Source organism: Oceanobacillus rekensis (genome assembly GCF_002153375.1).
GTDB lineage: Bacteria > Bacillota > Bacilli > Bacillales > Amphibacillaceae > Oceanobacillus > Oceanobacillus rekensis.
On the sequence record NZ_MTBQ01000007.1, the window covers coordinates 107,975 to 133,044 of the forward strand.

Genomic DNA, 25,070 nt, shown 5'->3' on the forward strand with positions numbered 1-25,070 from the left:
GTTAAATAAAATAGGGGGAGGATATCGCTTGCGAACAGTACCAATCATACAAAGTCAGCTTACTCCACCACAGGTAAGAAAACGATTTCTACAACGGAGTAAATTAAATAAAAAACTAATAAATATCCAGAAGTATCCTTTAACATTATTGTATGCAGGTGCTGGTTACGGAAAGAGCACAGCATTGACATTATTTGTGCATGAGATAAATAAAGATGTAAGCTGGTATTCTGTTTCCCCAAACGATGCCGCTATCCTGCCATTTATCAGCAAACTGGTTCAATCGATTAAACAAAACCATTTCTATTTTGGTGACACCATTCTGCTAGAACTACAAAATCTTAATAATTATGTTGATGTAGAACACATCTATTCATTGGTGACTTCTTTTATAAATGAAATTATTCAATTAAAAGAAGAGGTCATACTCGTGTTGGATGATTTTCATTATGTTGCCAATTCAAATGAAATTGAGAATTGGATGCTTTATTTATTCGACCATATTCCACCGAATCTTCATATAATAATATCCAGTAGAAAGAAACCAAGGTGGGAAGTTCTTCCTAAATTAAAGGTTGAGGGAGATTTACTAGAAATAACCCAATTTGATTTAGTCTTTTCTCCAGAGGAGATGCATTACCTTCTAGAAGATGTGCATCATGTAAAAGTAACAGACCAAGAGGTAACTAAAATCTACCAGTTAACGGAAGGCTGGGCGATTGCATTTAATATGCTTATTCAGCAACTCAACGCAGGCACATCATTAGAGGCGATTTTTACGAACCAAAAAAGATCGTTAAGGGACCTATTTGACTATCTTGCTGCAGAAGTATTAACGAAGCAGTCGTTCATCATTCAGCAGTTCCTCATGCAGTCGAGCATACTTGATATTCTATCACCAGAGAGTTGTGATGAGGTATTGCAAATAAAGGGGTCAGAGGATATTCTAGTGGGTCTGATTGAGCAAAACTTGTTTATCGTTGAAGGTGATAGAAATTATTACCGATATCATGCACTATTTAAAGCATTTTTGGAAAACCTACTGCTGAAGAATTATGAAAGCGAATACAAAGAATTGCATTTACGTGCAGCGAGTTATTTTGAAAAAAGAGAGAGTATGGAATCCGCTCTTAACCATTACCAAAAGGTAGAGGAATATTATAAGATTGCTCATTTATTGAAAGATATCGGACCCGACATGCTGCGTTCTGGAAGGCTTAATACCCTCTATGACTTATTGGTGGATTTGCCAGATAAGTATAAAGAACAGACGCAGGTTCTTTATTTTTATCAAGGGGAGATTGAACGTTATCGATCCTTATATGAATTAGCAATGAATAATTATGAACGTATTATTCATTCAATGCCGGAACAAACAAAGGAAAACCATTATCTCGGAAGTCAGGCTTTGGAAGGGATGGCACGTATTTATCTGGATACGATTCAGCCTGATCAAGCAGAACGATTTGTGAATCAAGCCATACATTACAGGGATAAAGCCGGGGGATTGCCTGAGGATATGGCTCAGTTGTATTTGTTAATGGCGGAGAATTTATTGAATGCCGGCAAAGCAACAAAGGCGGAAGTTTGGTTTGAACGGGCAAAGCGACTCAACCTACCGATGGAAGAAAGTAATCTGCAGCCAAGAATTTACCTGCGTACCGGAAGATTGGTTAAGGCAAGAGAAATTCTGCTAAATAGAAAAAAGGACAGCGATACCAGTAATCATAAACATTTACCGCAATCCCACCGTGAGACAGATTTACTTTTGTCTATTATTGAAGCTTTTATGGGTCATGCTGAAGTAAGTAAGCAGCTTGCTTCAGATGCGATTCAACTAGGACTTTCTATACAAGCCCCATTTGTGGAAGCATGTGGTTGGATACGGATGGGGCATGCGGTTCAATTGACAGACCATTATGATACAAATCTAGCAATCCAATGTTATGAAACAGCGCTTGAAATGATGGGTAAAATCAATATTTCAAGAGGTAAGGCCGAACCATATATGGGTCTCTCCATTTTATACGGCAAACGGCAAGTTTATAACCGGGCCATGGACTATGCGGTTAAAGGGTTGAAGGAAACAGAAAAAGTAAACGACCGTTGGTTAAGTGCGCTGATTAAGCTTGGTATGATGATAACAGAGGTTTATAACCATAATTTCGAACAGGCTTGGATAATGAATGAACAAGTAATGTCTGATATGGAGTCCTGTGGTGATCGCTATGGAATGATGGTAACCACATTTTGGAATGCTTACATTTCATTTGAAAATGAAGCGGAAGATCAATTTAAGTTTGAGATGGAACGTTTTCTCCATGAAGTGCAGACAGAGGAATATGAATTTTTCCTGAAAAGAAAAACAGTCTTTGGGCCGACAGACATGCAAAATATTGCTCCAATGTTATTAAAAGCAAACGAGCTAGGTATCGCACCGCAATATGTATCCAGGTTAATGTATGAACTCAACCTGAGTGAATCGATTAAAAATCATCCAGGTTATACATTGCGGATAAGTACACTTGGCCAATTTAAAATATGGCTTGGAACGAAACAAATAGAGCCCAAGGATTGGCAACGGGGTAAAGCTAAGGAATTATTTGAGTTGCTTATAACCAACCGTAAAAAACTTTTACAAAAGGAAGAGATCTTTCAATTTTTATGGCCGGATCAGGATGAAGCGAATGTGAGTAAAAGTTTCAAAGTAACACTTAATGCTTTATTGAAAGTATTGGAGCCTCATAGGAAAGCAAGAGAGGAATCATTTTTTATTATGAGAGAAGGAAGTGCATATGGATTAAACCCGGATGCAGGGTGTGAATTGGATTGCATTCAGTTTGAAGACTTGGTTATGAAAGGCATGGATGATAGGGATCCAAAACATGCAATGGAATTACTTGAGAAGGGCTTGAAACTGTATTATGGGGAATACTTGTCCGACCTTCGCTTTACATCCTGGTGTCAAACGGAGAGAGAACGGCTGCAACAGCTTTATCTTAGAGGTGCGGAGAAGATGGCTCAAGTATCAGTACGTTTGTTGGAATTTAACCAATGTATGGCTTGGTGTGAAAAGATTTTGGTTATTGATCGTACTTGGGAGGAGGCCTATCGTCTGATAATGTATAGTTATTATCAGAACAATAATCGTCCGCAGGCAATGAAATGGTATGGGAAGTGCTGTGATGCGCTGCAAACGGAGCTTGGCGTGGAACCAATGGAATCCACAAAAGAAATGTACCAGTTGATAATGGAATCTGAAGAATTGAATACTTACTGACATATGTCTTAATTTGAAGAGGTGACCTCCTAAGGGACCTATTCAGATTAAGGCATTTTAGTTTACCATGTTGCTTGTCTTGAAAAAGTTATAGAGGTCTAAGACAGAAAGATAAATGAATTATTTATCTGTAGGTAGTATTTTTGAAAAACACTTGTAATTTATCTGAAATTTTTGTATAAACTAAAACTGAGAGGTGATTCATGTGTCAGGAATAAAAGAAAATCAGTTAACATCAAAAGGTATGAAAACAAGACAGAAGATTTTAGATACTGCAGAAGAGATTATCGGTGAAAAGGGGTATTTTGAAGCATCCATCGTTGAAATTACTGTAAAGGCTGGTGTGGCACAAGGTACTTTTTATAATTATTTTCCTACGAAAAAGTCAGTATATGATGAACTCGTTTATCAATTGAGTTCAAATTTTCGACATCAGATTAAATTAGCAATGGAAGGAAAAACAACATTTGAAGAAAAACAGCGGGCCGGCTTTCTCGCATTTTTCGAATGGGTAATTAATCATCGTAATTTTTACAGTATTGTACAGCAGTCGGTATTAGTGGATAAGAATCTATATCGTTGGTATTACGAGAAGATTGCAGATGGATTTATTAAATCGATCGAGGAAGCTGTTGATAGTCATGAATGTAAAGCTTTGACCCCAGAGACGATTGCCTATTGCTTAATGGGAATCGGTCAATTTATCGGGATGCGCTGGGTTTTTTGGGAGGAGAGATTAGTCCCTGATGAAGTATTGGATGAGGTTATGGAGGTAATCTTTAATGGTCTGAAACGACAGGAGGTAAAATAATTGGAACCTATTTCCTACTGGATCCATAAACGAGCTTTTATAACACCTGAACGTATCGCATTAATCAGTGATAAAAATAAGTATACGTACAAAGAGCTTTCGGAAAGAGTTGAATGGATGGCTGCTTTGCTTCAGAAGAAATATCTCCTTCAAAAAGGGGAACGAATAGCTATCCTTTCCAATAATCGTGAAGAGTATCTGATTTCCTATTTTGCCATTGCTCAGCTTGGGTTGATTGCAGTGCCATTAAATATTCGGCTGACTGCCCAGGAATTAACATTTCAATTAAACGATAGTAGAACCAAAACAATCATTTACGAGGAGGAAACTGCTGATTTATATCATGCCATTTGCAATCTTATAAAATTTGAAAACGCTTTCTACTTTGAGGATGAAGAAAGCAGTCTTGATATAAAAGTAAAACATGTAAAAATAGATGCTGCAAATGATCCCTTTATCATATGCTATACATCCGGAACGAGCGGGAGACCAAAAGGAGCTGTGTTAACCCAGGCGAATATGTTTTGGAATGCGATCAATTGCCAGTATGCAATAGACATTACGTCTAAGGATAAAGTGATTGTCCTTCTGCCTTTATTTCATATCGGTGGAATTGGGTTATTTGCCTTTCCAACATTACTTGCCGGCGGTACGGTTATTATCCCTGGAAAATTTAATCCTGACAACACAATCCAAATAATTGAAGAAACTGGTGTAACAATCGTAATGGGAGTGCCCACGATACATGACGCTATCCGGAAACATCACTTATTTGAAACTGCAAATTTCTCATCCGTAAGATGGTTTTACAGTGGTGGCGCCCCTTGCCCGAAAGAACTCATAAACGCCTATTTAGAAAGGGGATTGCCTTTTGGACAGGGAATGGGAATGACGGAAACTGCACCAACGATTTTCATGCTTTCCAGGGAAGATTACCAAACTAGAGTGGGCTCTATAGGAAAGCCGGTCATGTTTTGTGACATTTTAATTGTAGATAATGAAGGCAATCAAGTTAAAAATGGAGAGGTAGGTGAACTTCTCATAAAAGGTCCGAATGTCATGAAGGAGTATTGGGGATTGCCTGGAAAAACAAATGAAGCAATTCGAGATGGCTGGTTTTTTTCGGGTGATTTAATGAGACAAGATGAGGAAGGATTCATATACGTCGCTGGAAGGAAGAAAGATATGATTATATCTGGAGGGGAAAATATATATCCATTAGAAGTCGAACAGATAATTAACGAATTACCGCAAATTAATGAAGTAGCTGTAATCGGAGTAGAAGACGATAAATGGGGAGAGGTTCCAATTGCTTTTGTCTCCTTAAATAATGATGAAATAATAAGTAAACAGGAAATTAGATCCTATTGCCTCATGAAAATAGCTAAATACAAAGTACCTAAAAAGGTGATAGTAGTGGAGGAAATTCCTAAAAATGCAACAGGAAAAATTGATAAGAAAGAATTAAATAAGAATTTACTTTGGAGGTGATATCGTTATGAACTTTGCAATTGGAGATTCAGCGAGTTTTTCAAGAACCGTAACGGAAACAGATTTTGTAATGTTTGCAGGATTAAGTGGCGATTATAATCCCATACATGTTGACAAGGAATATGCCAAAAATACATTTTTTCGTAAGCGCATCAGCCTTGGATTACTTACAGCGAGTTTCCTGTCCAGATTATTGGGAATGCATATTCCGGGACCAGGTTCAATCTATGTTTCGCAAACCTTGTATTTTACGGAGCCTGTTTATATAGGTGACACGATAACCGCTCTTGCAGAAGTGATTGAGTTGGATAATAGATTAATAACGTTAAAAACAACTTGTAAAAATCAAAATGGGAGTATTGTCCTGGATGGTGAGGGAGTAATGAAACTGCCAAAGAAGGAGCTAGATATATGATTGGTATTCAGGCAACCAGTATTTATGAACCTGAACGGAAGGAAACTGCAGCAGAACTATCACTTAAAACTACCATTCCAGAACAGGTAATTATAGAGAAGTTTGGGCTATCTGAAAAAAGAATAGCACCAGACCATATGCATGCATCGGATTTAGCGATAGCTGCAGGGAAAAAGATTCTGAGTAAAGTAGACCCGAAAACAATAGATATTGTAATTTATTTTGGGAGCCCTTTCAAAGATTATCAGATTTGGACGGCTTCATCAAAAATACAACATGAACTGGGAACCAGCAATTCGTATGCCTTTGAGCTGATGAATGTTAGTTCATGTTTTCCGATAGCTGTTAAAGTTGCAAAGGATATGCTCTATTCTGATGAAAAACTAGACAATATTTTGCTTGTTGGTGGAACGAAGGAATCAATGACCATCAACTATGAAAATCCTCGTTCAAGGTTTATGTTTAATTTTGCAGATGGTGGTGCAGCTGCATTAGTAACGAAAAATGCGACAAAGAGCGAAATTCTTGCTTCGTCGATAATTACAGATGGTTCATTCAGTAAAGACGTACTTGTTCCGGGAGGTGGCTCAGTAAATCCAGTAAGCTCAGAAGTAGTTCAGCAAAAAATGCACTATATTGATGTGCCAAACCCAGCCAGTATGAAAGAGCGCTTGGACCTTGTATCGATTCCCAATTTTACGAATGTCATTAAACAATCATTAGAGAGAAGTGGGCTGACATTGGAGGACTTAAAGGTGCTTTTACCACTCCATACGAAAAAATCCATGTTTAAGGAAATGCTTGATCATGTGGGAATAAAAGAGGAACAAGCCATTTATCTAACACATCATGGGCATATGTCTGCTCTTGATCCATGCTACGGTTTATACCTGGCAGAGGAACGTGGTTTACTGAAAAAAGGGGATATTGCGGTCATCGTTTCTGCTGGAACCGGTTATACATGGGCAGCAACTGCACTACGTTGGTTTGGGTGAAGAACCTGTTTGTAACTTTCCTGTAACTTCTTCTATTTATGATAGCAGTATGTAAAGTGATTAAATTTTGAGGGGGAGAAATTATGAAGGTTAACCGAATATGGTCACTATTGATTGTTTTATTCTTTGTTGGTATTTTGGCAGCATGCAATGACAGTGAAGATGCATCCAGCAATTCAGAAGATTCATCTGGAGATACACCGGAGGATACACAAGAAACAATCAAAATAGGAGTGTTAGCATCTTTGACAGGTGCATTGGAAGCCTATGGAGATCAGACAAAGAAGGGTTTTGAATTAGGACTCGAATATGCTACAGATGGAACAATGGAGGTTGCCGGCAAGAAAATTGAAGTTTTCTTTGAAGATACAGAAACAGATCCCACAGTTGCACGCCAGAAAGCAATTGGTCTGCTAGAAGATAAGGAAGTTGATTTTCTCGTAGGTTCCTCCAGTTCTGGTGATACGTTGGCGGTGACACCTTTGGCTGAAGAATACGAGAAAATTATGGTTGTTGAACCTGCAGCGGCTGATAGCATTACGGGATCCGAATACAATGATTACATTTTCCGAACTGCAAGGAATTCAGCACAGGATGCGGTTGCAGCAGCAGCGTCTATTGCAGGGGAAGGTGTCAAAATTGCGACACTGGCACCTGATTATTCATTTGGACATGATGGTGTAGCGGCATTTGTGGCAGCTGCAGAAGACTTGGGAGCAGATATTGTCCATGAGGAATATGCGGATCAGGCTGCAACAGATTTTACAGCAAATATCCAAAAAATAATTGAGTCAGACCCAGATTACTTATTTGTTGTATGGTCTGGAGCAAATTCACCTTGGAATCAGATCTCTGATATGAGATTGCAGGACCAAGGTATCCAAATTACAACAGGTGCTCCAGATATCGCTGCACTTGCTACAATGACTCAATTAGTAGGAATGGAAGGATTTACTGTTTACTACCATACATTGCCGGATAATGAAGTGAATGATTGGTTGGTTGAGGAACATAAGAAACGTTTTGATGGAGCAGTTCCTGATCTATTTACTCCAGGTGGAATGAGTGCAGCCATTGCAATTGTGGAAGCGCTTAACAAAAATGAAGGTGAAGCAGATGCGAATGCTTTGATTGAAGTGATGGAAGGAATGAGCTTTGATACGCCGAAAGGTACCATGACTTTCCGTCCAGAAGACCATCAGGCATTGCAGGAAATGTACTCCATTACATTAGAAGAAAGTGATGAAGTGGATTATCCTGTTCCAGTATTAAATCGAATACTAACACCGGAAGAAACAGCACCACCAATTATGAATGAGTAATAATCGATTTAGAACATTACCCTTACCTCCTTGTTTGTTGGTAAGGGTATGTTCTTCATCAAGCATTAGAGGAGGAAGACGATGAAAACAATATTGGAAACAAAAGACTTAAGCATCGCTTTTGGAGGGCATGTGGCTGTAAACTCCGTGTCTGTCCAAATAACGGAAAAGAAATTCACCTCTATTATTGGTCCGAATGGTGCAGGAAAAACCACTTTTTTTAATCTGCTTAGCGGGCAACTTTCTCCAACAACTGGTTCCGTCTATTATAAAGGCCGAGATATAACAAAGCTTCCAACTACTGAAAGAACAAGAAGAGGCATTGGAAGGTCTTTTCAGATTACTAATATTTTTCCGAATCTAACGGTACTGGAAAATGTTCGCTTAGCTGTCCAGTCCCAAGCAAAGGTTCGTTACCAGATGATCGCTCACTTTCTCCATTACAAACAATTTGAAGATAAAGCACATGAACTGCTTGAAAGAGTCTACTTGAAAGATAAGGCGAAATCCATTGCTGTCCATTTGGCCCATGGAGAAAAAAGAAAGTTGGAGATTGCCATGCTGCTCGCTCTGGAAACAGAAATTCTATTGCTCGATGAACCGACAGCAGGAATGTCCCTGGAAGAGGTACCAGCCATCATCGAAGTTATTAAGGAGATTAAAAGACAGGAAGATCGCACCATCGTTCTAATTGAGCACAAAATGGATATGATTATGGACATGTCTGATGAGGTGCTTGTTTTATACCACGGAGAGTTGATTGCTCAAGGAACTCCAGAACAAATAGTTGAAAATGAGACGGTTCAGTCTGCCTATTTAGGAGGTAGTTACAATGAACAGCTTACTTGAATTAAACCAGGTGGAAGCACATATCCAGAAGTTTCATATTTTGCAAGGAATCAATTTTGGTGTAAAAAAAGGCGGGGTGACAGTATTACTAGGAAGAAACGGCGCTGGGAAAACCACTACATTACGTACAATCATGGGGCTCAATCAAGTTAGTAAAGGAACGATTCGATTTAAAGATGAAAAAATTAACGATTTGCCACCCCACAAAATAGCGAATTTAGGTATTGGTTATGTGCCGGAAGACCAAGGTATTTTTGGTGAATTAACAGTTGGTGAGAATATGAGAGTTGCGATGAAGAAAGAGGATGAGGAAACAACGAGACGAATGGAATGGGTACTTGAGTTATTTCCGGATCTGAAGAAGTTTTGGAAAAAACCAGGAGGTGCGTTAAGTGGTGGGCAAAAACAGATGCTCGCCATTGCACGTGCATATGTGAATAAGAATGAACTGCTGCTAATCGACGAGCCAAGTAAAGGCCTTGCACCAATTATTGTAGACAAAGTTACTGAATCGATTGAACAAATGAAAGAAAATACAACCATTTTGCTTGTTGAGCAGAACTTTATGATGGCAAGTAAAATAGGAAATCAATTTTTCATTATCGACGACGGTAAAACGGTGCATGAGGGACAAATGGAAGAATTGAAGAATGATAAGGGATTAATGAAAAAATACCTCGGTATATCATAGGGAGGAGGATAGACATATGGATTTAATCATTGGTTTAACCGTTAATGGACTTGCGACAGGTATGTTGATCTTCCTTCTTGCAGCAGGTTTAACATTAATATTCGGCTTAATGAGTGTATTGAACTTCGCACATGGTGGACTATTTATATGGGGAGCTTACACTGGTGTATGGAGCTTTCAGATGACAGGCAGTTTCATTGTGGGGATTATTATAGCAATCATAACTGGTTTATTGCTTGGTCTCGTAACGGAAAGGCTAATTATAAGGCCTGTTTACGGAAATCATATTCAGCAGATTCTGATTACACTCGGTTTTATGCTCGTTTTACAGGAATTTATAAAGGTTGTATTTGGTCCAGATCAGAAGGCTGTATTCCCTCCTGAAATTCTACAGGGCAGTTTCCTAGTCGGAGATATCGTACTTATAAAGTATAGACTATTTATTATTGCAGTCGGTTTACTTATTTTTATCGTTTCATCATTTATTTTAAAACGTACTCGAGTCGGGTTAATCGTCCGGGCGGGAGTGATGAACAAAGAAATGGTTCAATCCCTTGGTATTAATATAAAACTTGTATTCATGCTCGTTTTTATGGTTGGATCTGGTATGGCAGCATTAAGCGGAATATTGCATGCAGTGTATTCGGGAGTTATCTATGCCGAAATGGGACTTGAATTTTCAATCCTTGCTTTTATTGTAGTAGTTATTGGTGGAATGGGCAGTTTCTCGGGATCTCTTTTTGCAGCAATTCTAGTAGGATTGGCACAGGCATTTATGGCTTATTATGTTCCAGCACTATCGCTTGCGGTAAATATGCTATTAATGACTGTTGTCCTGATTTTCAGACCACAAGGATTATTCGGAAAGGGGTGAGGTAATTGAATATCCGTAATGTGGAGAAGAGTACTTGGATTTTTATCATCATCGGTTTATTATTATTTATCGTTCCGTTTATCATAACTGGACGGAGTATGCAATTTATTATTATACAAATATTTATTTTTGCGATCTTTGCAATGAGTTATGATATATTGCTAGGTTTCACAGGTATTATTTCATTTGGACATGTGATGTTTTTTGGGATTGGTGCGTATTCAACCGCTATTGTTATGGATCGCATGGATGCTACCGTGTTGTCTTTTTTTGTAGCGATATTGGTAGCTGTTGTTATTGCTTCCATCGTAAGTTTTATTGTTGGAGCATTAACACTTCGATTAAAGAGTCATTTCTATGCCATGCTGACTCTAGCACTTGCCGGACTATTTCTGGTGGCAGCTGAAAAGTGGCGTTCACTTACAGGAGGAAACGACGGATTTACGTTTCGGCTTCCAGAAATATTGCGTGACTCCCATCATCTATACGTACTTTGTTTGGTTTCTTTAGTCCTATTATTCTTCGGATTAAGACGTTTTACAAAATCTCCTTTTGGCAGAGTATTAATGGCGATACGCGAGAATGAAGCACGGACTGAATCATTAGGGTATAAAGTACTGCATTACAAAGTTATTGCAAGTGTTGCAGCGGGAGTTGTTGCCAGTATTGCAGGGGTTTTATACGCGCTGTCCCTCCGTTTTGTTAATACAGGTGTGTTTGCTACTGATCTAACAATCGATGTGTTGCTAATGACGATTATTGGTGGAGTTGGCACGTTAGTCGGGCCGATTTTGGGAGCTGGTCTTGTTGAACTTGCCCATCACTGGTTATCTGGTTTATCCGATGTCCATTGGATATTTGAACGTTGGATCATTCTTTATGGAACGGTATATATTTTAGTTGTTATATTTTTCCCATTAGGAATAATTGGTACTCTCCAGTCTAAATTTATGAATCGTTCCATAAAGGGATTACGGAATAGTCGTAAAACAGTTGGAAAATAAAAGGATGTGTTTAATATGGTTGCTATTGGAATTGTCAGTACGGGGGTCTATCTCCCTGAAAAACGAATGTCTTCAAATGAATTGGCTGGTCTTGCAGGACTTCCGGTTGACGTTGTCGAGCAAAAGCTAGGTATAAAGGAAAAAACGATACCTGCAGAAGATGATCACACGGCCTATATGGGTGTTCTTGCTGCTAAGAGAGCGATTGAGAAGGCTGGAATTGACCCAAAAGTGATTGATCTCGTTATTTATATTGGTGAAGAACATAAAGAATACCCCCTCTGGACAGCGGGAATAAAATTGCAACACGAGATTGGTGCAGTACATGCATGGTCCTTTGACACAGCATTAAGATGCGGGACGACAATCATGGCACTAAAGCTGGCAAAAGATTTAATGACTGCTGATCAGGAAATAAAAACAGTGCTTTTAGCTGGTGGATATCGTAATGGTGACTTTATTAATTACAAGAATGCCAACACGAGGTTTATGTTCAATCTTGGAGCGGGTGGTGGAGCAATCATACTTCAAAAAGGTTATGAAAAAAATAACTTGCTTGGGACGCACTTAATGACAGATGGGGCATTGTCTGAAGATGTAGTTGTTACGACAGGTGGAACAAAGAATCCAATTACAAAGGAAACGTTAGAAGCTGGGCTTTATCAATTTGACGTGTTAGATCCGACTGGTATGAAACGGCGATTGGAAGAAAAATCAATGGCAAATTTTATTACTTGTATCGAGAAAGCATTGTATAAAAGTGGGTATGTGAAAGAAGACATAGACTATGTTGCCATGCTTCATATGAAGCGATCTGCCCATCTTAATGTCCTGGATAAACTTGGCGTGGACCATGATAAGTCAATCTATTTGGAAAACCTTGGGCACATTGGTCAGATGGATCAAATTATTTCACTGGAACTTGCCGAACAGCAAGGGAAATTAAAAGATGGTGATATAGTCGTACTGGTTTCTGCCGGGATTGGCTATGCGTGGGGAGCAAATGTTATTAAATGGGGGTAACTAATAGGAGGTCGTTAGAATGACAGACGTAGTTTTAAAAAAAGTAACATTATCCAATGGGGAATCAATAGCATACAGAGAGCGAGAAGGTGGCCATAAGGTTGTTGTACTCGTACACGGCAACATGACATCCTCTGTTCATTGGGATATCGTAATCGAAAATATTTCCCAGGATTATAAGGTGTATGCGGTAGATTTACGAGGGTATGGGGAATCCAGTTATCAACATCCGATTTCAAGTATTAAAGACTTCTCAGACGATTTAAAACTGTTTACAGATGAATTGGATTTAAAGGATTTTGCATTGGTCGGTTGGTCTTTAGGTGGAATGGTTTGTCAGCAATTCTGTGCTGATTATCCAGCTTATTGTAATCGCTTAGTTTTACTTGCTTCAGGGTCTTCCAGAGGATATGCCTTTTATCCGGTAGGTGAGGATGGACTACCGGATATCAACAATCGATTAAAAACCTTGGAAGAAGTACGTGATGATGATAAGACAAAAATTATCCAAACGGCATATGATACGCTGAATTATGCCTTTTTAAAGCAAATATGGGATATGACCATTTATGTTAAAAATCAACCGGATCCGTTCAGGTATCAAAAATATTTGGAGGACATGACAACACAACGTAATCTAGCAGAATGCTATCGGGCATTGAACATATTTAATATTAGCGATGTTCATAATGGACTCGTAGCAGGTGAGAACAAGGTGAAAGATATCCGTATCCCTGTAATGATCCTATGGGGAGAGCATGATATGGTTGTGACAAAACAAATGACAGATGAACTGATAGAAGACTTTGGTGAACGTGCTGTTTATAAAGAACTGAAGGGCTGTGGACACTCCCCGCATATCGATGATTTGGAACAGTTACTGCATACGATGGAGGATTTTTTAATGGGAGAGGGGAATGAATCGTAAATACCCGTTGCAGAACAAAATTTCGATTATAACAGGGTCAGCAAATGGAATCGGTCACCTGGCAAGCGCTCAGAAAAATGTAATTCATAAATCCGATGAACAACCAAACAACGAAAAAATACAAGAGTAAGGTCACTCATAGAGCTGATGAATGACCAAACAAAGCCGAAATACGAGAAATCGATCACTCATAGAGCCGATGAACAACCGAACAAGACCGAAATACGAGAAATCGGTCACTCATAGAGCCGATGAACGACCGAACAAGGCCGAAATACGAGAAATCGGTCACTCATAGAGCCGATGAACGACCGAACAAGGCCGAAATACGAGAAATCGGTCACTCATAGAGCTGATGAACGACCGAACAAGGCCGAAATACGAGAAATCGGTCACTCATAGAGCTGATGAACGACCGAACAAGACAAAAATACAAGGAAACGGTCACTCATAGAGCTCATGAACCATCAAATAAGATAAAAATACAAGCGAAAGCTTCATATAGGAAATGTTAATTGTCTTATCTGGTGAATTTAGTTGAATAAGACAAAAGTTAAACTAGAGAAACGCTTGGATTTTTAGTCCGAGCGTTTTTATATGGTTAATTAAGGTGAGAATATTGTTGCGAATTTAAGTTTTTCTCTACATACGTTATCTGAACTACTGACATTAAGATAAGAGCCTCTTTATTAAAGTTAATTGAATGAGAGGAGGTAGAGATCGACAATCATGGTACAGGAAGTGCTGATTTAGAAGCTATCCCAAAATTCAAATGTAACTGTGTTGTAACTATCGATTCATATACTTAATACAACTAAGTAAGGCAAAGTTTGGATTGACGGGGAGGAATCGGGAGAATGAATTATGATATTAATTGGTTTGAAAGTCGAGTTAGTCTGACACCAAATAAAATAGCAATTATCGATTCAGATACAAATGATTCGTGGACATACGCCGAGCTTCATCGACGCGCCACTAGAGTTGGGAATTATTTCTATTCAAAAGGAATCCGTAAAGGGGATCGGGTGGCGATACTTGCTCCAAATCACATAAGTTTTTTTGACTTCCTCTTTGCTGCCATTAAGATAGGTGCAATCTTTATCCCACTAAACTGGAGATTGGCTGAGGCTGAACTGGAATACGTCATTAAAGACTGTGATCCAAGGATGATTGGAATTGACCCGTTATTCGAAGATAAAATAAAATCAATTGATACAAAATCAGAATTGATAATGATTGATCACAATGATTATCTGAACCATTTGCAATCCGAATCATTCACCATAGATAACCAATTAAAAGAGGAAGAACCTTTAGCAATGATCTATACAGGAGGAACCACTGGCCGTCCTAAAGGTGCTGTCTTATCGCATCGCTCCATTTTGTGGAATGCCCTGAATACAATAATTAGCTGGAATCTGAATCAGGATGATACGACATTGACATGCTTGCCCATGTTTCATACGGGTGGATTAAATGTACATTCCTTGCCCTTATTATTGGTTGGTGGAAGGGTCGTACTATCTTCTGAATTCGAACCCAATAAAGCGGTTGAAGATCTTATTACATACAAATGTACAGTCGTATTATTTGTACCGACCATGTACCATATGATCATTCAGACTGATTTGTTTAAACAATCTAGTTTCCCGGATATGAAGGTTTTTGTGTCCGGAGGTGCCCCGTGCCCACTCAAAATATATCAGGCTTTTTCTGAAAAAGGGCTTGCTTTTAAAGAAGGTTATGGTTTAACGGAAGCAGGTCCGAATAACTTTTATATCGATCCGAAAGATACAGTACGTAAACTAGGCTCTGTAGGAAAAGCAATGATCTTCAATGATATAGAAATTATTGGAGAAGGCGGTATAGTGGCAAAGCCGTGGGAAGTCGGTGAGTTATTGATACGGGGAAACCACGGATTTGAGTACTATTGGAATAAACCGGAGGAGACAAAGGAAACGATTAAAGATGGGTGGATCCATACTGGGGACCTTGCCAGAAAGGACGAAGAGGGCTTTGTATACATTGTCGGAAGAAAGAAAGACATGATTATTACCGGTGGAGAAAATGTATATCCGCTGGAAGTGGAACATTGGATTGAATCCCATCAGGCTGTTGATGAAGCTGCAGTCATTGGTTTGCCAGATGAAAAGTGGGGTGAAATTGTCGTGGCATTTGTTGTTACCAAATCAGAGATAACACCAAAGGAACTTGAATTGCATTCTAGCCAAAAGATATCCCGATACAAGGTTCCCAAAAAATTCATCATAATAGAAGAACTGCCGAAAACCCATGTCGGTAAAATAAATAAAGCTGCACTGAAGGAGAAGTTCAGCAATGCCAAAGATAGCACAGTATCCTAATGGGAATTGTGCTTTTAGAAGATATTATTATTGATGGAGTCATCCAACGTTCCCGAGTTTACCTTTGAACTAAGCTTTAAAACTTATGAAAATGTATCTGGAATTTACAGGTATAGGTGATATTAGAAGTCAAGAGGAGCTATTCGTGAAGCATTAGCATATGGAATAATTGAAGATGGTGAGCAGTGGATCGATATGATGATAGATTGCAATAAAACTTCACTTTTATATGATGAAGCAGAAGCGAGACTAATATATGAAAAGATTAAAAGCAACTATAATAATTTACCTTTACAATTTGGTCATTCTATTGAAGAGAAAATTAATAAAAGTAAATAAAAACAGGAACTGTTATCCAATCCACAGTTCCTATTTTTTTATTCATTATTACGGGCAATATTTTCTTTGCCGTACGGTAGCACATGATAGACAATAACTAAGACCGTTCCTACTGCAGCTAGGGATCCCATAAACAAGTACATCGATTCTCCGCCAAAGTTCTCGATAATTGAGCCCCCTGCAAGTGATCCGATAATCCCTGAGAAGCCAAAATATACGGAGAAAAATACGAGATGTCCGGTCGATTGTAAAAATGTTGGGATTAATCTTGTCACGTAATCAAATGCAGCCGTGTAAAATACACCAAAGGTTAATCCATGCATAAATTGTAGTGCAACAATCATCATCGGATCATCAACAGCGACATATAAAAACCAGCGAACTGTATACAAAATGGAAGCAACGATGATGAATATCATGGAATGGTACTTCCTAAACCAGAAACCAGCAAGTGCAAAGACTGCTGCTTCCGCAATAACACCAGCAAACCAGGCCAGACCAACTAAACTTTCCGTTCCACCTAGTTCCGTAATGTATAATGCCATGTAGTAATCATTCATCCGATGTGTAACGGTAATAAAAACAATAACAGATAAAAAGATTAAAAAAGGCTTATTTGTTACAATCCTTGTTAAGTCTTTTATTCGGACTGGTGTGGCATCAACTTTAACATCCTTTAATGGGAAAAGAGTCATTAATGCTAACATACCAAAAACTAAATATGCCCAACCCATATATTCGATTCCGAAGCTTGAGAGAATTTCGCCCACAATGAGTGATGATATGGCGAAGCCGACAGATCCCCACATGCGTATAGAACCAAATGAGACATTTAATTCCATTGATCGTCGTTGTGCGAGACTATCCGTAAGTGCACCTACTGGAGTGGCGAAAAAGTAGAATATTGCTCCCATTACTAAGATAGTAGGTAATGTATCCATTTGAAAGAAAATGGTGCTTCCTATCAGCAGACCAATAATACAAATAAATAAGATTTTTTTAACTGTTTTATATTTATCACTTAAATAGCCCCAAAAAGGCTGCGCAAGTATGGATGCAAGTGATTCAACAGCAAGAACCCAACCGATTTGTGTCCCGTTCAAGCCACGGAATTGCAAATACAACGGTAGAAAACTAATAAGAATTGTATTGGAAGCATGAAAGCTAATAAACAGCGTTTTTAAAGGTATGAGCGATTCTTTCTTAGACAAAATTATTCAGTTCTCCCTCTCCATGTACTTTTTAAAACGATGAATTGATCACAATGACTATTCAGGAAATCTATCATGAACAAGTGCATTAGTATAAATTTCATTTTCTTACTATATCATGATTCTTTAGAGTTAAATACTTGTATGGAAAAACTTATTAACAAATGAAGCAGGACAAAATGGTTCTATAAAGAATAATAAATGAAACGTATAGCATATGTATAGAAAAGAGGGAAGTTTAATGAAACCGATAATTGGTATTACAGCATCGATGGAAACAAATCGGGCCTATTACTCTGTAGCAAACAGAAACGTGAAGGCGATTCAGAAAGCGGGAGGAATCCCTATTATTCTGCCTTATTTAGCGAATGATCAGGAAATAAATCAGATCACAGAGCGAATCGATGGGTTATATGCTACAGGTGGCTACGATATTGACCCAATCCTCTTTAACGAAGAACCCCACTCAAAGCTTGGAACCATCATTCCTGAACGGGATCAAGCAGAATTAGCTATGATGAAGAAAATGCTTGAAAAGGAAAAACCAATCCTAGGAGTTTGCAGGGGAAGTCAGATATTAAATATTGCTGTGGGTGGTGATATGTACCAGGATATTTATTCGCAAATGGATAAAGAGCTGTTGCAGCATTCACAAAAAGCACCATTTGATTATTGCTCCCATTTCGTCCAAGTTGAGGAAGGAACATTGCTTTACCGGTTGACAGGTAAAAGTAAATTCCGGGTAAACAGTTATCATCATCAGGCAAATAGAGCAGTTCCTGAAAATTTTCAAATTAGTGGGAAGGCAAGTGATGGTGTTATTGAAGCAATTGAAAGTAAGAACCATCCATTTGTTCTTGGTTTACAATGGCATCCAGAGGGAATGGTAGATGTAAAAGATGATCCTTCGCTTAATATTTATCGAGGTTTTATTGACGCATGTAAGGAAATAGTAAGCGGAGCCTGATTGTTTGGCTCCGTTCTAACTTGTAAACTTGTTACTTCCATACAGTGTCGATAAACTCATCTCTACCGGATTTCGCTCGATCTGCTTCATAGTCCTTCTTACTCTTTTTATAAAAATCCTGATGATAATCTTCAGCAGGATAAAAGACTTTTACTGGAAGGATTTCAGTAACAACTGGTTTGGAAAATTTCCCACTGCCAGCTAATTCCAGCTTGGAAGCTTCTGCAACCCTCTTTTGTTCATCATCATGATAAAAGATTGCTGTTCGATATTGGTCACCGCGATCCTGAAATTGCCCACCGTCATCTGTCGGGTCAATTTGTTTCCAATATAGGTCTACAATGGTCTCGTAAGTAATCTTTTCCGAATCATAGGTAATTTCCACAGCTTCATAATGTCCAGAATTTCCAAGCTTAACTTCCTCGTAGGATGGTTTTTCAATATGACCGCCTGTATATCCAGAAATCACACGATGTACGCCATCCCACTGATCGAATGGTTTGACCATACACCAGAAACAGCCACCTGCAAATGTTGCTTTTTTAGTTTTAGTCAATTGAATATCCCCCAGTTAATTGTTATCGTTATAATATTCAAGTATATTATAATATAACATAATCTAAAGCAGGTGAGATAATGGATGAACCATATGTACATAAATTATTTATCGGTAAAGTGAAGCAAACCGGCAAGGAAAATGCTACCGATAGGATGGATAGACCTTGGGAAAGTGGCATATTTAAAAACGAAACGGATGAAAAAATCTGGTTAAGTAAAATGGGATTTTCAGGAGATGAAGTTGCAGATAAAAAGAATCACGGTGGATTGGAAAAAGCTGTATTTGCCTACCCGATTAAACACTATACATTCTGGAAAGAAGAGCTAGATTCCGATTCCATTGATATGGGAACGATGGGGGAGAATTTTGCTGTTCTGGAAATGGATGAATTTACGGTTTGTATTGGTGATACATACAAGATTGGTGATGCAATTATTCAAGTTTCACAGCCGCGCCAGCCTTGTTGGAAGCCGGCTCGTCGTGTTCAAGTCATGGATTTCATATTACGTATTCAACAAAGTGGCCGAACTGGCTGGTATTTCCGCGTATTGCAAGAAGGTCATGTCCAAGCTGGATCCGATATGGAGTTAATCGAACGACCATATCCACAATGGTCGATTGCTGCATGTAATGAAGTAATGCATGTATATAAAGATGATCTACGTTTAGCAGATGATCTTGCATCCTGTGACTTATTAGCAGGAAATTGGAAGCGGACATTACAGAAAAGATTACGCGGTCAAGATTCGAATGTGGAGAAGCGGGTTTTTGGGCCAAATAAATAAAAATTACTTTTTTAAAATGATAGAAATTTCCACATTAAACATAATATTTACGTTATCCTTATGTCATCAGCAATATAGGGAGGAATTATTTTGCTTAGTAATGCATTTGTAATGGTCGCAATTATATTCGTAATTAATGTCGTCTATGTAACATTATCAACGATACGTATGATTCTTACATTAAAGGGTCGAAGGTATATAGCTGCATTTGTAAGTATGTTTGAAATTGTTATTTATGTTGTGGGACTTGGACTTGTGTTAGATAATTTAAATGAAATCCAAAACCTCGTTGCATATGCGATTGGATTCGGAACTGGTGTCATTGTAGGAACCAAAATTGAAGAGAAACTTGCACTTGGCTACATAACGGTAAATGTGGTTTCATCAAATCCAGATCTTAAGTTCACAAGAAAAATAAGGGAAAAAGGATATGGTGTAACAAGCTGGTCTTCCTATGGAATGGATGGGGACCGTTTATCTATGCAAATTCTGACACCAAGAAAATATGAATTGCGACTTTATGAAATGATTAAGGAGATTGATCCAAAGGCATTTATCATTTCCTATGAACCAAAGCAAATTTATGGTGGATTCTGGGTGAAACAAGTGCGAAAAGGCAGCTTGATGAAGCCGAAGAAAAAGAAAGTAAGTGAAGATAAGCCAGTTGTACAGCAACCGGATGTTGGTCCGGAATCGAAGCCAGGGGAAAAATGACTTTCGTCAAGAGCATATCGTATTGATATGCTCTTTTTACATCTTATAAAGATGTGTTTGCTCAAAAGCCGAACGTTGGTTGAAATATAATAAAAAATGTTCGTTAATTTATTGATTTTTTGCTATTGATTTGTTATGCTTAATTCGACAATTAAATACGGTACCTCATATATTTACTGAGAATATGGCTCGGAAGTTTCTACCCAGCACCATAAAATGCTGGACTATGAGGGAGGATGATTTATTGCATAAATGCAATAATCTGTTTAAATGAATGATCAAGAAGGCCGGTAAAAATGACAAGTTGCTAATTCCGGTTATTTTTTACTCTTCTTTTTGACTTCGATTTAAATGTTTTCGAAAGCTAAAGTCTATTCATCTTCTCTCATTATGAGGGAGAGGAATAGGCTTCTTTTATGAGTGAATAATAAAGTGGAAAGAGGGATTTGATGGCAAATGTTGGCGTTATTATGGGAAGTATCTCCGATTGGGACACAATGGAACATACATGTAAAGTACTTGAAGAATTGAACATTACCTATGAAAAAGATGTCATTTCAGCACATCGTACACCGGATGAGATGTTTACCTATGCAAAAACAGCTCGGAATCGTGGGTTAAAGGTAATTATTGCTGGGGCTGGGGGTGCTGCACACCTGCCTGGTATGGTTGCATCACAGACGACGTTGCCAGTTATTGGAGTTCCTGTTCAAAGTAAAGCGCTAAATGGATTGGATTCGTTACTTTCCATTGTACAGATGCCTGGTGGAGTTCCAACAGCGACAGTGGCAATTGGTAAAGCTGGAGCAATTAATGCTGGAATCCTTGCAGCACAAATCATCGGTACTTTTGATGAATCAGCAGCAACAAATCTTGAGAATTATCGCGAAAAAATGCGAGCTAGCGTCTCGGAAATGAGGGAAAATCTTGCAGAAAAGTAAAACAATCCTTCCGCCACAAACGATTGGTATTATCGGTGGGGGCCAACTTGGCAGAATGATGGCAATTGCAGCCAGATATATGGGATATAAGATTGCTGTCCTCGATCCAACACCAAATTGTCCAACTGCCCAGGTAGCAGATATTCAAATAACCGCTCCCTATGATGATATGGATGCAATTAAGGAATTAACAGAAGTTAGTGACGTTGTAACCTATGAATTTGAAAATGTTGATCTCCATGCAGCAGCATATATAGAAAAAAAGGGGAAACTTCCGCAAGGTACATATGCCCTTGAAATTACGCAAAACCGTGAAAAAGAAAAGCAGTTAATGAAAAATACTGATCTCCCAATTCCTGCTTTTGCAATTGTTAAAAATGCTACGGAATGCAGAGAAGCATTAAAGGAATTTACTTTTCCGGCTGTAATTAAAACTTGCCGTGGTGGTTATGATGGTAAAGGGCAAATTAAATTAAATTCACAGGATGATAGTGAACAGGCCGCAGTATTTGCTGAGGAAAATGAATATTGCATTATTGAACAGTGGATCACTTTTGATAAAGAAATATCTGTCGTGTTTACAAGATCTACTACGGGAAAGATTACCTTCTTCCCTATTGCAGAAAATGATCACCGGGACCATATTTTGTATCAAACAACAGTCCCGGCAGAGATCAGTGTCGATGTCCAAAACAAAGCATATGAAGCGGCAAAGACACTGGCAGACAAAATGAATATCGTTGGTACATTTGCAATTGAAATGTTTGTTCGAGGAGATAGCATTTTCTTGAATGAAATGGCACCAAGACCACATAACTCCGGACATTATACAATTGAGGCTTGTAATATTTCTCAATTTGGGCAGCATATCCGTGCAATCTGCGGACTCCCATTGACAGAGATCAAATTACTTATGCCAACCGTAATGATCAATATATTAGGGGTAGATATGGATGGCGTACTGAAGGCATTACCACAGGCAGAGGATGGATTTGTGCATTTGTATGGCAAAGCAGAGCCAAAAGAAAAGCGGAAAATGGGCCATATTACATTTATTGCAGAGAATAAAGATGCAGTACAGAAACAGCTTGAAAAGTTCAAGCTGTTCATGGACTAATTAGCTAGTACAATCGAAAAGATATTTTATTATGCTTATCATTTTAAAATGTCTCTACAACCACTGAAGAATGAAATAGATGGAGGGAACGAAATAATGGATATTAAAAATATTAAGCCAGAGCAAATTGAAGCAGAACAGTTATATAAAGAATTAGGTTTAAGTGACGAAGAATACAGCTTGGTAAAGGAAAAAATGGAACGGCATCCGAACTATACAGAAACAAGTATTTTTTCAGTGATGTGGTCTGAACATTGCAGCTATAAAACGTCAAAACCATTATTAAGGAAATTCCCTACAGAAGGAGAACATGTTCTTCAAGGACCTGGTGAAGGTGCCGGGGTTGTAGATATTGGTGATAATCAGGCAGTTGTATTTAAGATTGAAAGTCATAATAGTCCTTCCGCTGTAGAACCATTCGAAGGTTCTGCGACAGGTGTTGGAGGAATACTCCGTGATGTCTTTTCCATGGGGGCAAAACCAATTGCTTCAATGAACTCACTAAGATTTGGAAACTTAACGACGGATCATACACGCATGTTATTTTCTGAATCTATCCGTGGGATTGCAAGCTACGGAAACGTGGCTGGAGTGCCAACAGTTGGTGGGGAAGTTCAGTTTGACGAAAGTTATAAAGAAAACCCGCTTGTCAATGCAATGGTAGTAGGTCTTGTAAACCATGACGATGTTCAAAAAGGAATCGCAGCTGGTGTCGGAAATACAGTCATTTATGCCGGGGGATCAACTGGAAGAGATGGAATTCACGGGGCAACCTTTTCATCAGATGTTGTTGAAGGGGAAAAGGATAATACATCAGCAGTAGCAATAGGTGACCCGCATATCGGAAAGAAACTAATTGCTGCCTGTTTAGAAGTGATTCATTCTGATGCACTTGTTGGTATTCAGGATATGGGTGCTGCTGGTTTAACGTCATCTGCAAGTGAAATGGCAAGTAAAGCAGGTACTGGGATTGAAATGAATCTTGACTTTGTACCACAGCGTGAAGAAAATATGGACGCCTACGAAATCATGCTGTCTGAGTCTCAGGAACGGATGCTGCTCGTCGTCAAAAAAGGACAAGAGCAAGAAATCCTTGATATTTTCAAGAAACATGATGTTGAAGCAGTAGCTGTTGGTCAGGTTATTGAAGAGAAGGCATTTCGTATTAAACAAAACGGAAAAGTATGGGCAGATATTCCGGTTGACGCATTAACAGAAGATGCACCAGTTTATCACTTGCCATCAACAGAAGCCCAATATTTCAAGGAATTTAATGCAATGAAAAATAATGTTCCAACAGTGGAAAATCATCAAGAAATGTTAAGGAAATTATTACAACAACCAACTATCGCTAGTAAAGAATGGGCATATAAGCAATTTGATACAGAAGCACAGTCCAATACAATTGCAGGACCAGGTTCAGATGCAGCTATCGTTCGAATTGAAGGCACAGATAAAGCTATTGCCATTACAACCGACTGTAATTCTCGCTATATTTATCTAGATCCAGAGGTTGGTGGAAAGATTGCTGTTGCTGAAGCTGCTCGTAATATTGTCTGTTCCGGTGCGAAGCCATTAGCTATAACAGATGGCTTGAACTATGGTAATCCGACAAACCCGGAAGTATTTTGGCAAATGGAGAAAAGTATTGATGGAATAAGCGAGGCTTGTCTTGCTCTTGGAACGCCTGTCATTAGTGGAAATGTTTCTCTATACAATCAATCAGAGGGAGAAGCAATTATGCCAACACCGATTATTGGGATGGTGGGACTTGTAGATTCAACTAAAAATGTGACACCAAGTTATTTCCAACGTGCTGAAGATGCTATTTATGTTATCGGTGAAACCCATGCAGAGTTTGGTGGAAGCGAATTACAAAATATTATCGAAGGCAGCTACTCTGGTAAAGCACCAGCAATTGATTTAGAGATAGAAGCAAATCGTCAAAAGCAACTGTTAGAAGCAATTCATCTAGGACTGGTTGAATCTGCACATGATTTGGCAGAAGGTGGACTTGCTGTTGCGCTAGCTGAAAGTGTTTTTAATGGAAAAGGGCTAGGAGCTCAGGTAGAACTTGCTGGTGACCCAACAATCGGATTATTTAGTGAATCACAATCAAGGTTTATCGTAACGGTAAAAAATGAAAACAAAGAAAAATTCGAACAATTGTTTGCTAATGCAGAGCAAATTGGTGCTGTAACAGATAACGGTAAATTTACGGTAACTATAGATGATAAAAATGTAATTAACGAAGACGTTGAACAAATCAATAAATTATGGAAAGAAGCAATTCCAAATTTATTGCACGTTAGGAAAGCATAAAATTTTGCTTGATGCATCTTGAAGTAGAAAAAATTTTAAAGACTAAGTATAAGAAAAACTAACATTCGC

Annotated in this window: 23 protein-coding genes and 1 riboswitch; of the genes, 21 read left to right on the top strand and 2 right to left on the bottom strand. The window is 38.5% G+C overall.

Annotated features, from left to right (window positions below; translation table 11 throughout):
- The first annotated feature begins 28 nt into the window (after nt 1–28).
- The 15 genes from BV906_RS16110 (at nt 29) to BV906_RS20300 (ending at nt 16,385) form a co-directional block, all read left to right on the top strand.
- Nucleotides 29–3,280 (top strand): AfsR/SARP family transcriptional regulator, encoded by a 3,252-nt coding sequence (locus BV906_RS16110; protein ID WP_087974651.1) that lies wholly within the window; start codon nt 29–31, stop codon nt 3,278–3,280.
- Between the two features lie 244 nt (nt 3,281–3,524).
- On the top strand, nt 3,525–4,091 hold the full coding sequence (locus BV906_RS16115) for a TetR/AcrR family transcriptional regulator (RefSeq protein WP_087974738.1): 567 nt from the start codon (nt 3,525–3,527) through the stop codon (nt 4,089–4,091).
- Nucleotides 4,092–5,582, top strand: a complete 1,491-nt coding sequence (gene menE / locus BV906_RS16120; RefSeq protein ID WP_087974652.1) for an o-succinylbenzoate--CoA ligase — start codon at nt 4,092–4,094, stop codon at nt 5,580–5,582.
- Nucleotides 5,583–5,589: 7 nt separating this feature from the next.
- On the top strand, nt 5,590–5,997 hold the full coding sequence (locus BV906_RS16125) for a MaoC family dehydratase (RefSeq protein WP_087974653.1): 408 nt from the start codon (nt 5,590–5,592) through the stop codon (nt 5,995–5,997).
- A complete protein-coding gene (locus BV906_RS16130) occupies nt 5,994–6,992 on the top strand; it encodes a 3-oxoacyl-ACP synthase (RefSeq protein ID WP_087974654.1) in 999 nt (332 codons plus the stop codon). The genes BV906_RS16125 and BV906_RS16130 overlap by 4 nt, the downstream gene beginning before the upstream one ends.
- A gap of 83 nt (nt 6,993–7,075) precedes the next feature.
- Nucleotides 7,076–8,314: a substrate-binding domain-containing protein gene (locus BV906_RS16135; protein ID WP_087974655.1), complete on the top strand. Its 1,239-nt coding sequence runs from the start codon at nt 7,076–7,078 to the stop codon at nt 8,312–8,314.
- Nucleotides 8,315–8,395: 81 nt separating this feature from the next.
- Nucleotides 8,396–9,163: an ABC transporter ATP-binding protein gene (locus tag BV906_RS16140; protein ID WP_087974656.1), complete on the top strand. Its 768-nt coding sequence runs from the start codon at nt 8,396–8,398 to the stop codon at nt 9,161–9,163.
- Nucleotides 9,147–9,854 (top strand): ABC transporter ATP-binding protein, encoded by a 708-nt coding sequence (locus BV906_RS16145; protein WP_087974657.1) that lies wholly within the window; start codon nt 9,147–9,149, stop codon nt 9,852–9,854. Before BV906_RS16140 ends, BV906_RS16145 begins: the two co-directional genes overlap by 17 nt.
- Before the next feature lie 16 nt (nt 9,855–9,870).
- Nucleotides 9,871–10,728, top strand: a complete 858-nt coding sequence (locus tag BV906_RS16150; protein ID WP_087974658.1) for a branched-chain amino acid ABC transporter permease — start codon at nt 9,871–9,873, stop codon at nt 10,726–10,728.
- Nucleotides 10,729–10,733: 5 nt separating this feature from the next.
- Entirely contained in the window at nt 10,734–11,732 is a 999-nt protein-coding gene (locus BV906_RS16155; RefSeq protein ID WP_245844225.1) for a branched-chain amino acid ABC transporter permease, read from the top strand.
- Nucleotides 11,733–11,747: 15 nt separating this feature from the next.
- Nucleotides 11,748–12,755: a 3-oxoacyl-ACP synthase gene (locus BV906_RS16160; RefSeq protein ID WP_087974659.1), complete on the top strand. Its 1,008-nt coding sequence runs from the start codon at nt 11,748–11,750 to the stop codon at nt 12,753–12,755.
- Nucleotides 12,756–12,774: 19 nt separating this feature from the next.
- Nucleotides 12,775–13,683 carry an intracellular short-chain-length polyhydroxyalkanoate depolymerase gene (phaZ, locus tag BV906_RS16165; RefSeq protein ID WP_087974660.1) on the top strand — a complete coding sequence of 303 codons (909 nt, stop codon included), beginning with the start codon at nt 12,775–12,777 and terminating at the stop codon, nt 13,681–13,683.
- Nucleotides 13,684–13,690: 7 nt separating this feature from the next.
- Complete coding sequence (locus BV906_RS20070) at nt 13,691–13,813, top strand: hypothetical protein (protein ID WP_281254159.1); 123 nt, start codon at nt 13,691–13,693, stop codon at nt 13,811–13,813.
- Between the two features lie 727 nt (nt 13,814–14,540).
- Nucleotides 14,541–16,046 (top strand): acyl-CoA synthetase, encoded by a 1,506-nt coding sequence (locus BV906_RS16170; RefSeq protein ID WP_087974661.1) that lies wholly within the window; start codon nt 14,541–14,543, stop codon nt 16,044–16,046.
- A gap of 141 nt (nt 16,047–16,187) precedes the next feature.
- Nucleotides 16,188–16,385 carry a nucleotidyltransferase substrate binding protein gene (locus BV906_RS20300; RefSeq protein WP_087974662.1) on the top strand — a complete coding sequence of 66 codons (198 nt, stop codon included), beginning with the start codon at nt 16,188–16,190 and terminating at the stop codon, nt 16,383–16,385.
- Between the two features lie 38 nt (nt 16,386–16,423).
- Here the strand turns inward: BV906_RS20300 and BV906_RS16180 are convergent, their stop codons facing one another.
- Entirely contained in the window at nt 16,424–17,596 is a 1,173-nt protein-coding gene (locus BV906_RS16180; protein ID WP_087974663.1) for an MFS transporter, read from the bottom strand.
- A 241-nt stretch (nt 17,597–17,837) separates the two neighbouring features.
- Between BV906_RS16180 and BV906_RS16185 the strand changes: the two genes are divergently transcribed.
- Nucleotides 17,838–18,563, top strand: coding sequence for a gamma-glutamyl-gamma-aminobutyrate hydrolase family protein (locus tag BV906_RS16185; protein WP_087974664.1), 726 nt, complete (start codon nt 17,838–17,840; stop codon nt 18,561–18,563).
- Between the two features lie 31 nt (nt 18,564–18,594).
- On the opposite strand, the gene msrA is transcribed toward BV906_RS16185, so the two are convergent.
- Nucleotides 18,595–19,119: a peptide-methionine (S)-S-oxide reductase MsrA gene (msrA, locus tag BV906_RS16190; RefSeq protein ID WP_087974665.1), complete on the bottom strand. Its 525-nt coding sequence runs from the start codon at nt 19,117–19,119 to the stop codon at nt 18,595–18,597.
- 80 nt (nt 19,120–19,199) lie between these two features.
- Between msrA and BV906_RS16195 the strand changes: the two genes are divergently transcribed.
- The 5 genes from BV906_RS16195 to purL all read left to right on the top strand — a co-directional run bounded on the left by BV906_RS16195 (nt 19,200) and on the right by purL (nt 25,001).
- A complete protein-coding gene (locus BV906_RS16195; protein WP_087974666.1) occupies nt 19,200–19,907 on the top strand; it encodes an MOSC domain-containing protein in 708 nt (235 codons plus the stop codon).
- A 90-nt stretch (nt 19,908–19,997) separates the two neighbouring features.
- Nucleotides 19,998–20,621, top strand: a complete 624-nt coding sequence (locus BV906_RS16200) for a DUF2179 domain-containing protein (protein ID WP_245844238.1) — start codon at nt 19,998–20,000, stop codon at nt 20,619–20,621.
- Between the two features lie 145 nt (nt 20,622–20,766).
- Nucleotides 20,767–20,868, top strand: a riboswitch (purine riboswitch).
- Between the two features lie 202 nt (nt 20,869–21,070).
- Entirely contained in the window at nt 21,071–21,562 is a 492-nt protein-coding gene (gene purE / locus BV906_RS16205; RefSeq protein ID WP_087974667.1) for a 5-(carboxyamino)imidazole ribonucleotide mutase, read from the top strand.
- Nucleotides 21,549–22,679 carry a 5-(carboxyamino)imidazole ribonucleotide synthase gene (purK, locus tag BV906_RS16210; protein ID WP_087974668.1) on the top strand — a complete coding sequence of 377 codons (1,131 nt, stop codon included), beginning with the start codon at nt 21,549–21,551 and terminating at the stop codon, nt 22,677–22,679. Before purE ends, purK begins: the two co-directional genes overlap by 14 nt.
- Nucleotides 22,680–22,775: 96 nt before the next feature.
- Nucleotides 22,776–25,001, top strand: coding sequence for a phosphoribosylformylglycinamidine synthase subunit PurL (gene purL, locus BV906_RS16215; RefSeq protein WP_176330384.1), 2,226 nt, complete (start codon nt 22,776–22,778; stop codon nt 24,999–25,001).
- The last annotated feature ends 69 nt before the right edge of the window (nt 25,002–25,070 follow it).

Excerpts from the sequence above, each read along its gene's own strand:
- BV906_RS16115 (WP_087974738.1), top strand. The coding sequence starts at position 3,525 with ATGAAAACAAGACAGAAGATTTTAGATACTGCAGAAGAGATTATCGGT.
- BV906_RS16125 (WP_087974653.1), top strand. The coding sequence starts at position 5,590 with ATGAACTTTGCAATTGGAGATTCAGCGAGTTTTTCAAGAACCGTAACG.
- BV906_RS16130 (WP_087974654.1), top strand. The coding sequence starts at position 5,994 with ATGATTGGTATTCAGGCAACCAGTATTTATGAACCTGAACGGAAGGAA.
- BV906_RS16135 (WP_087974655.1), top strand. The coding sequence starts at position 7,076 with ATGAAGGTTAACCGAATATGGTCACTATTGATTGTTTTATTCTTTGTT.
- BV906_RS16140 (WP_087974656.1), top strand. The coding sequence starts at position 8,396 with ATGAAAACAATATTGGAAACAAAAGACTTAAGCATCGCTTTTGGAGGG.
- BV906_RS16145 (WP_087974657.1), top strand. The coding sequence starts at position 9,147 with ATGAACAGCTTACTTGAATTAAACCAGGTGGAAGCACATATCCAGAAG.
- BV906_RS16150 (WP_087974658.1), top strand. The coding sequence starts at position 9,871 with ATGGATTTAATCATTGGTTTAACCGTTAATGGACTTGCGACAGGTATG.
- BV906_RS16160 (WP_087974659.1), top strand. The coding sequence starts at position 11,748 with ATGGTTGCTATTGGAATTGTCAGTACGGGGGTCTATCTCCCTGAAAAA.
- phaZ (WP_087974660.1), top strand. The coding sequence starts at position 12,775 with ATGACAGACGTAGTTTTAAAAAAAGTAACATTATCCAATGGGGAATCA.
- BV906_RS16170 (WP_087974661.1), top strand. The coding sequence starts at position 14,541 with ATGAATTATGATATTAATTGGTTTGAAAGTCGAGTTAGTCTGACACCA.
- BV906_RS16185 (WP_087974664.1), top strand. The coding sequence starts at position 17,838 with ATGAAACCGATAATTGGTATTACAGCATCGATGGAAACAAATCGGGCC.
- BV906_RS16195 (WP_087974666.1), top strand. The coding sequence starts at position 19,200 with ATGGATGAACCATATGTACATAAATTATTTATCGGTAAAGTGAAGCAA.
- purE (WP_087974667.1), top strand. The coding sequence starts at position 21,071 with ATGGCAAATGTTGGCGTTATTATGGGAAGTATCTCCGATTGGGACACA.
- purL (WP_176330384.1), top strand. The coding sequence starts at position 22,776 with ATGGATATTAAAAATATTAAGCCAGAGCAAATTGAAGCAGAACAGTTA.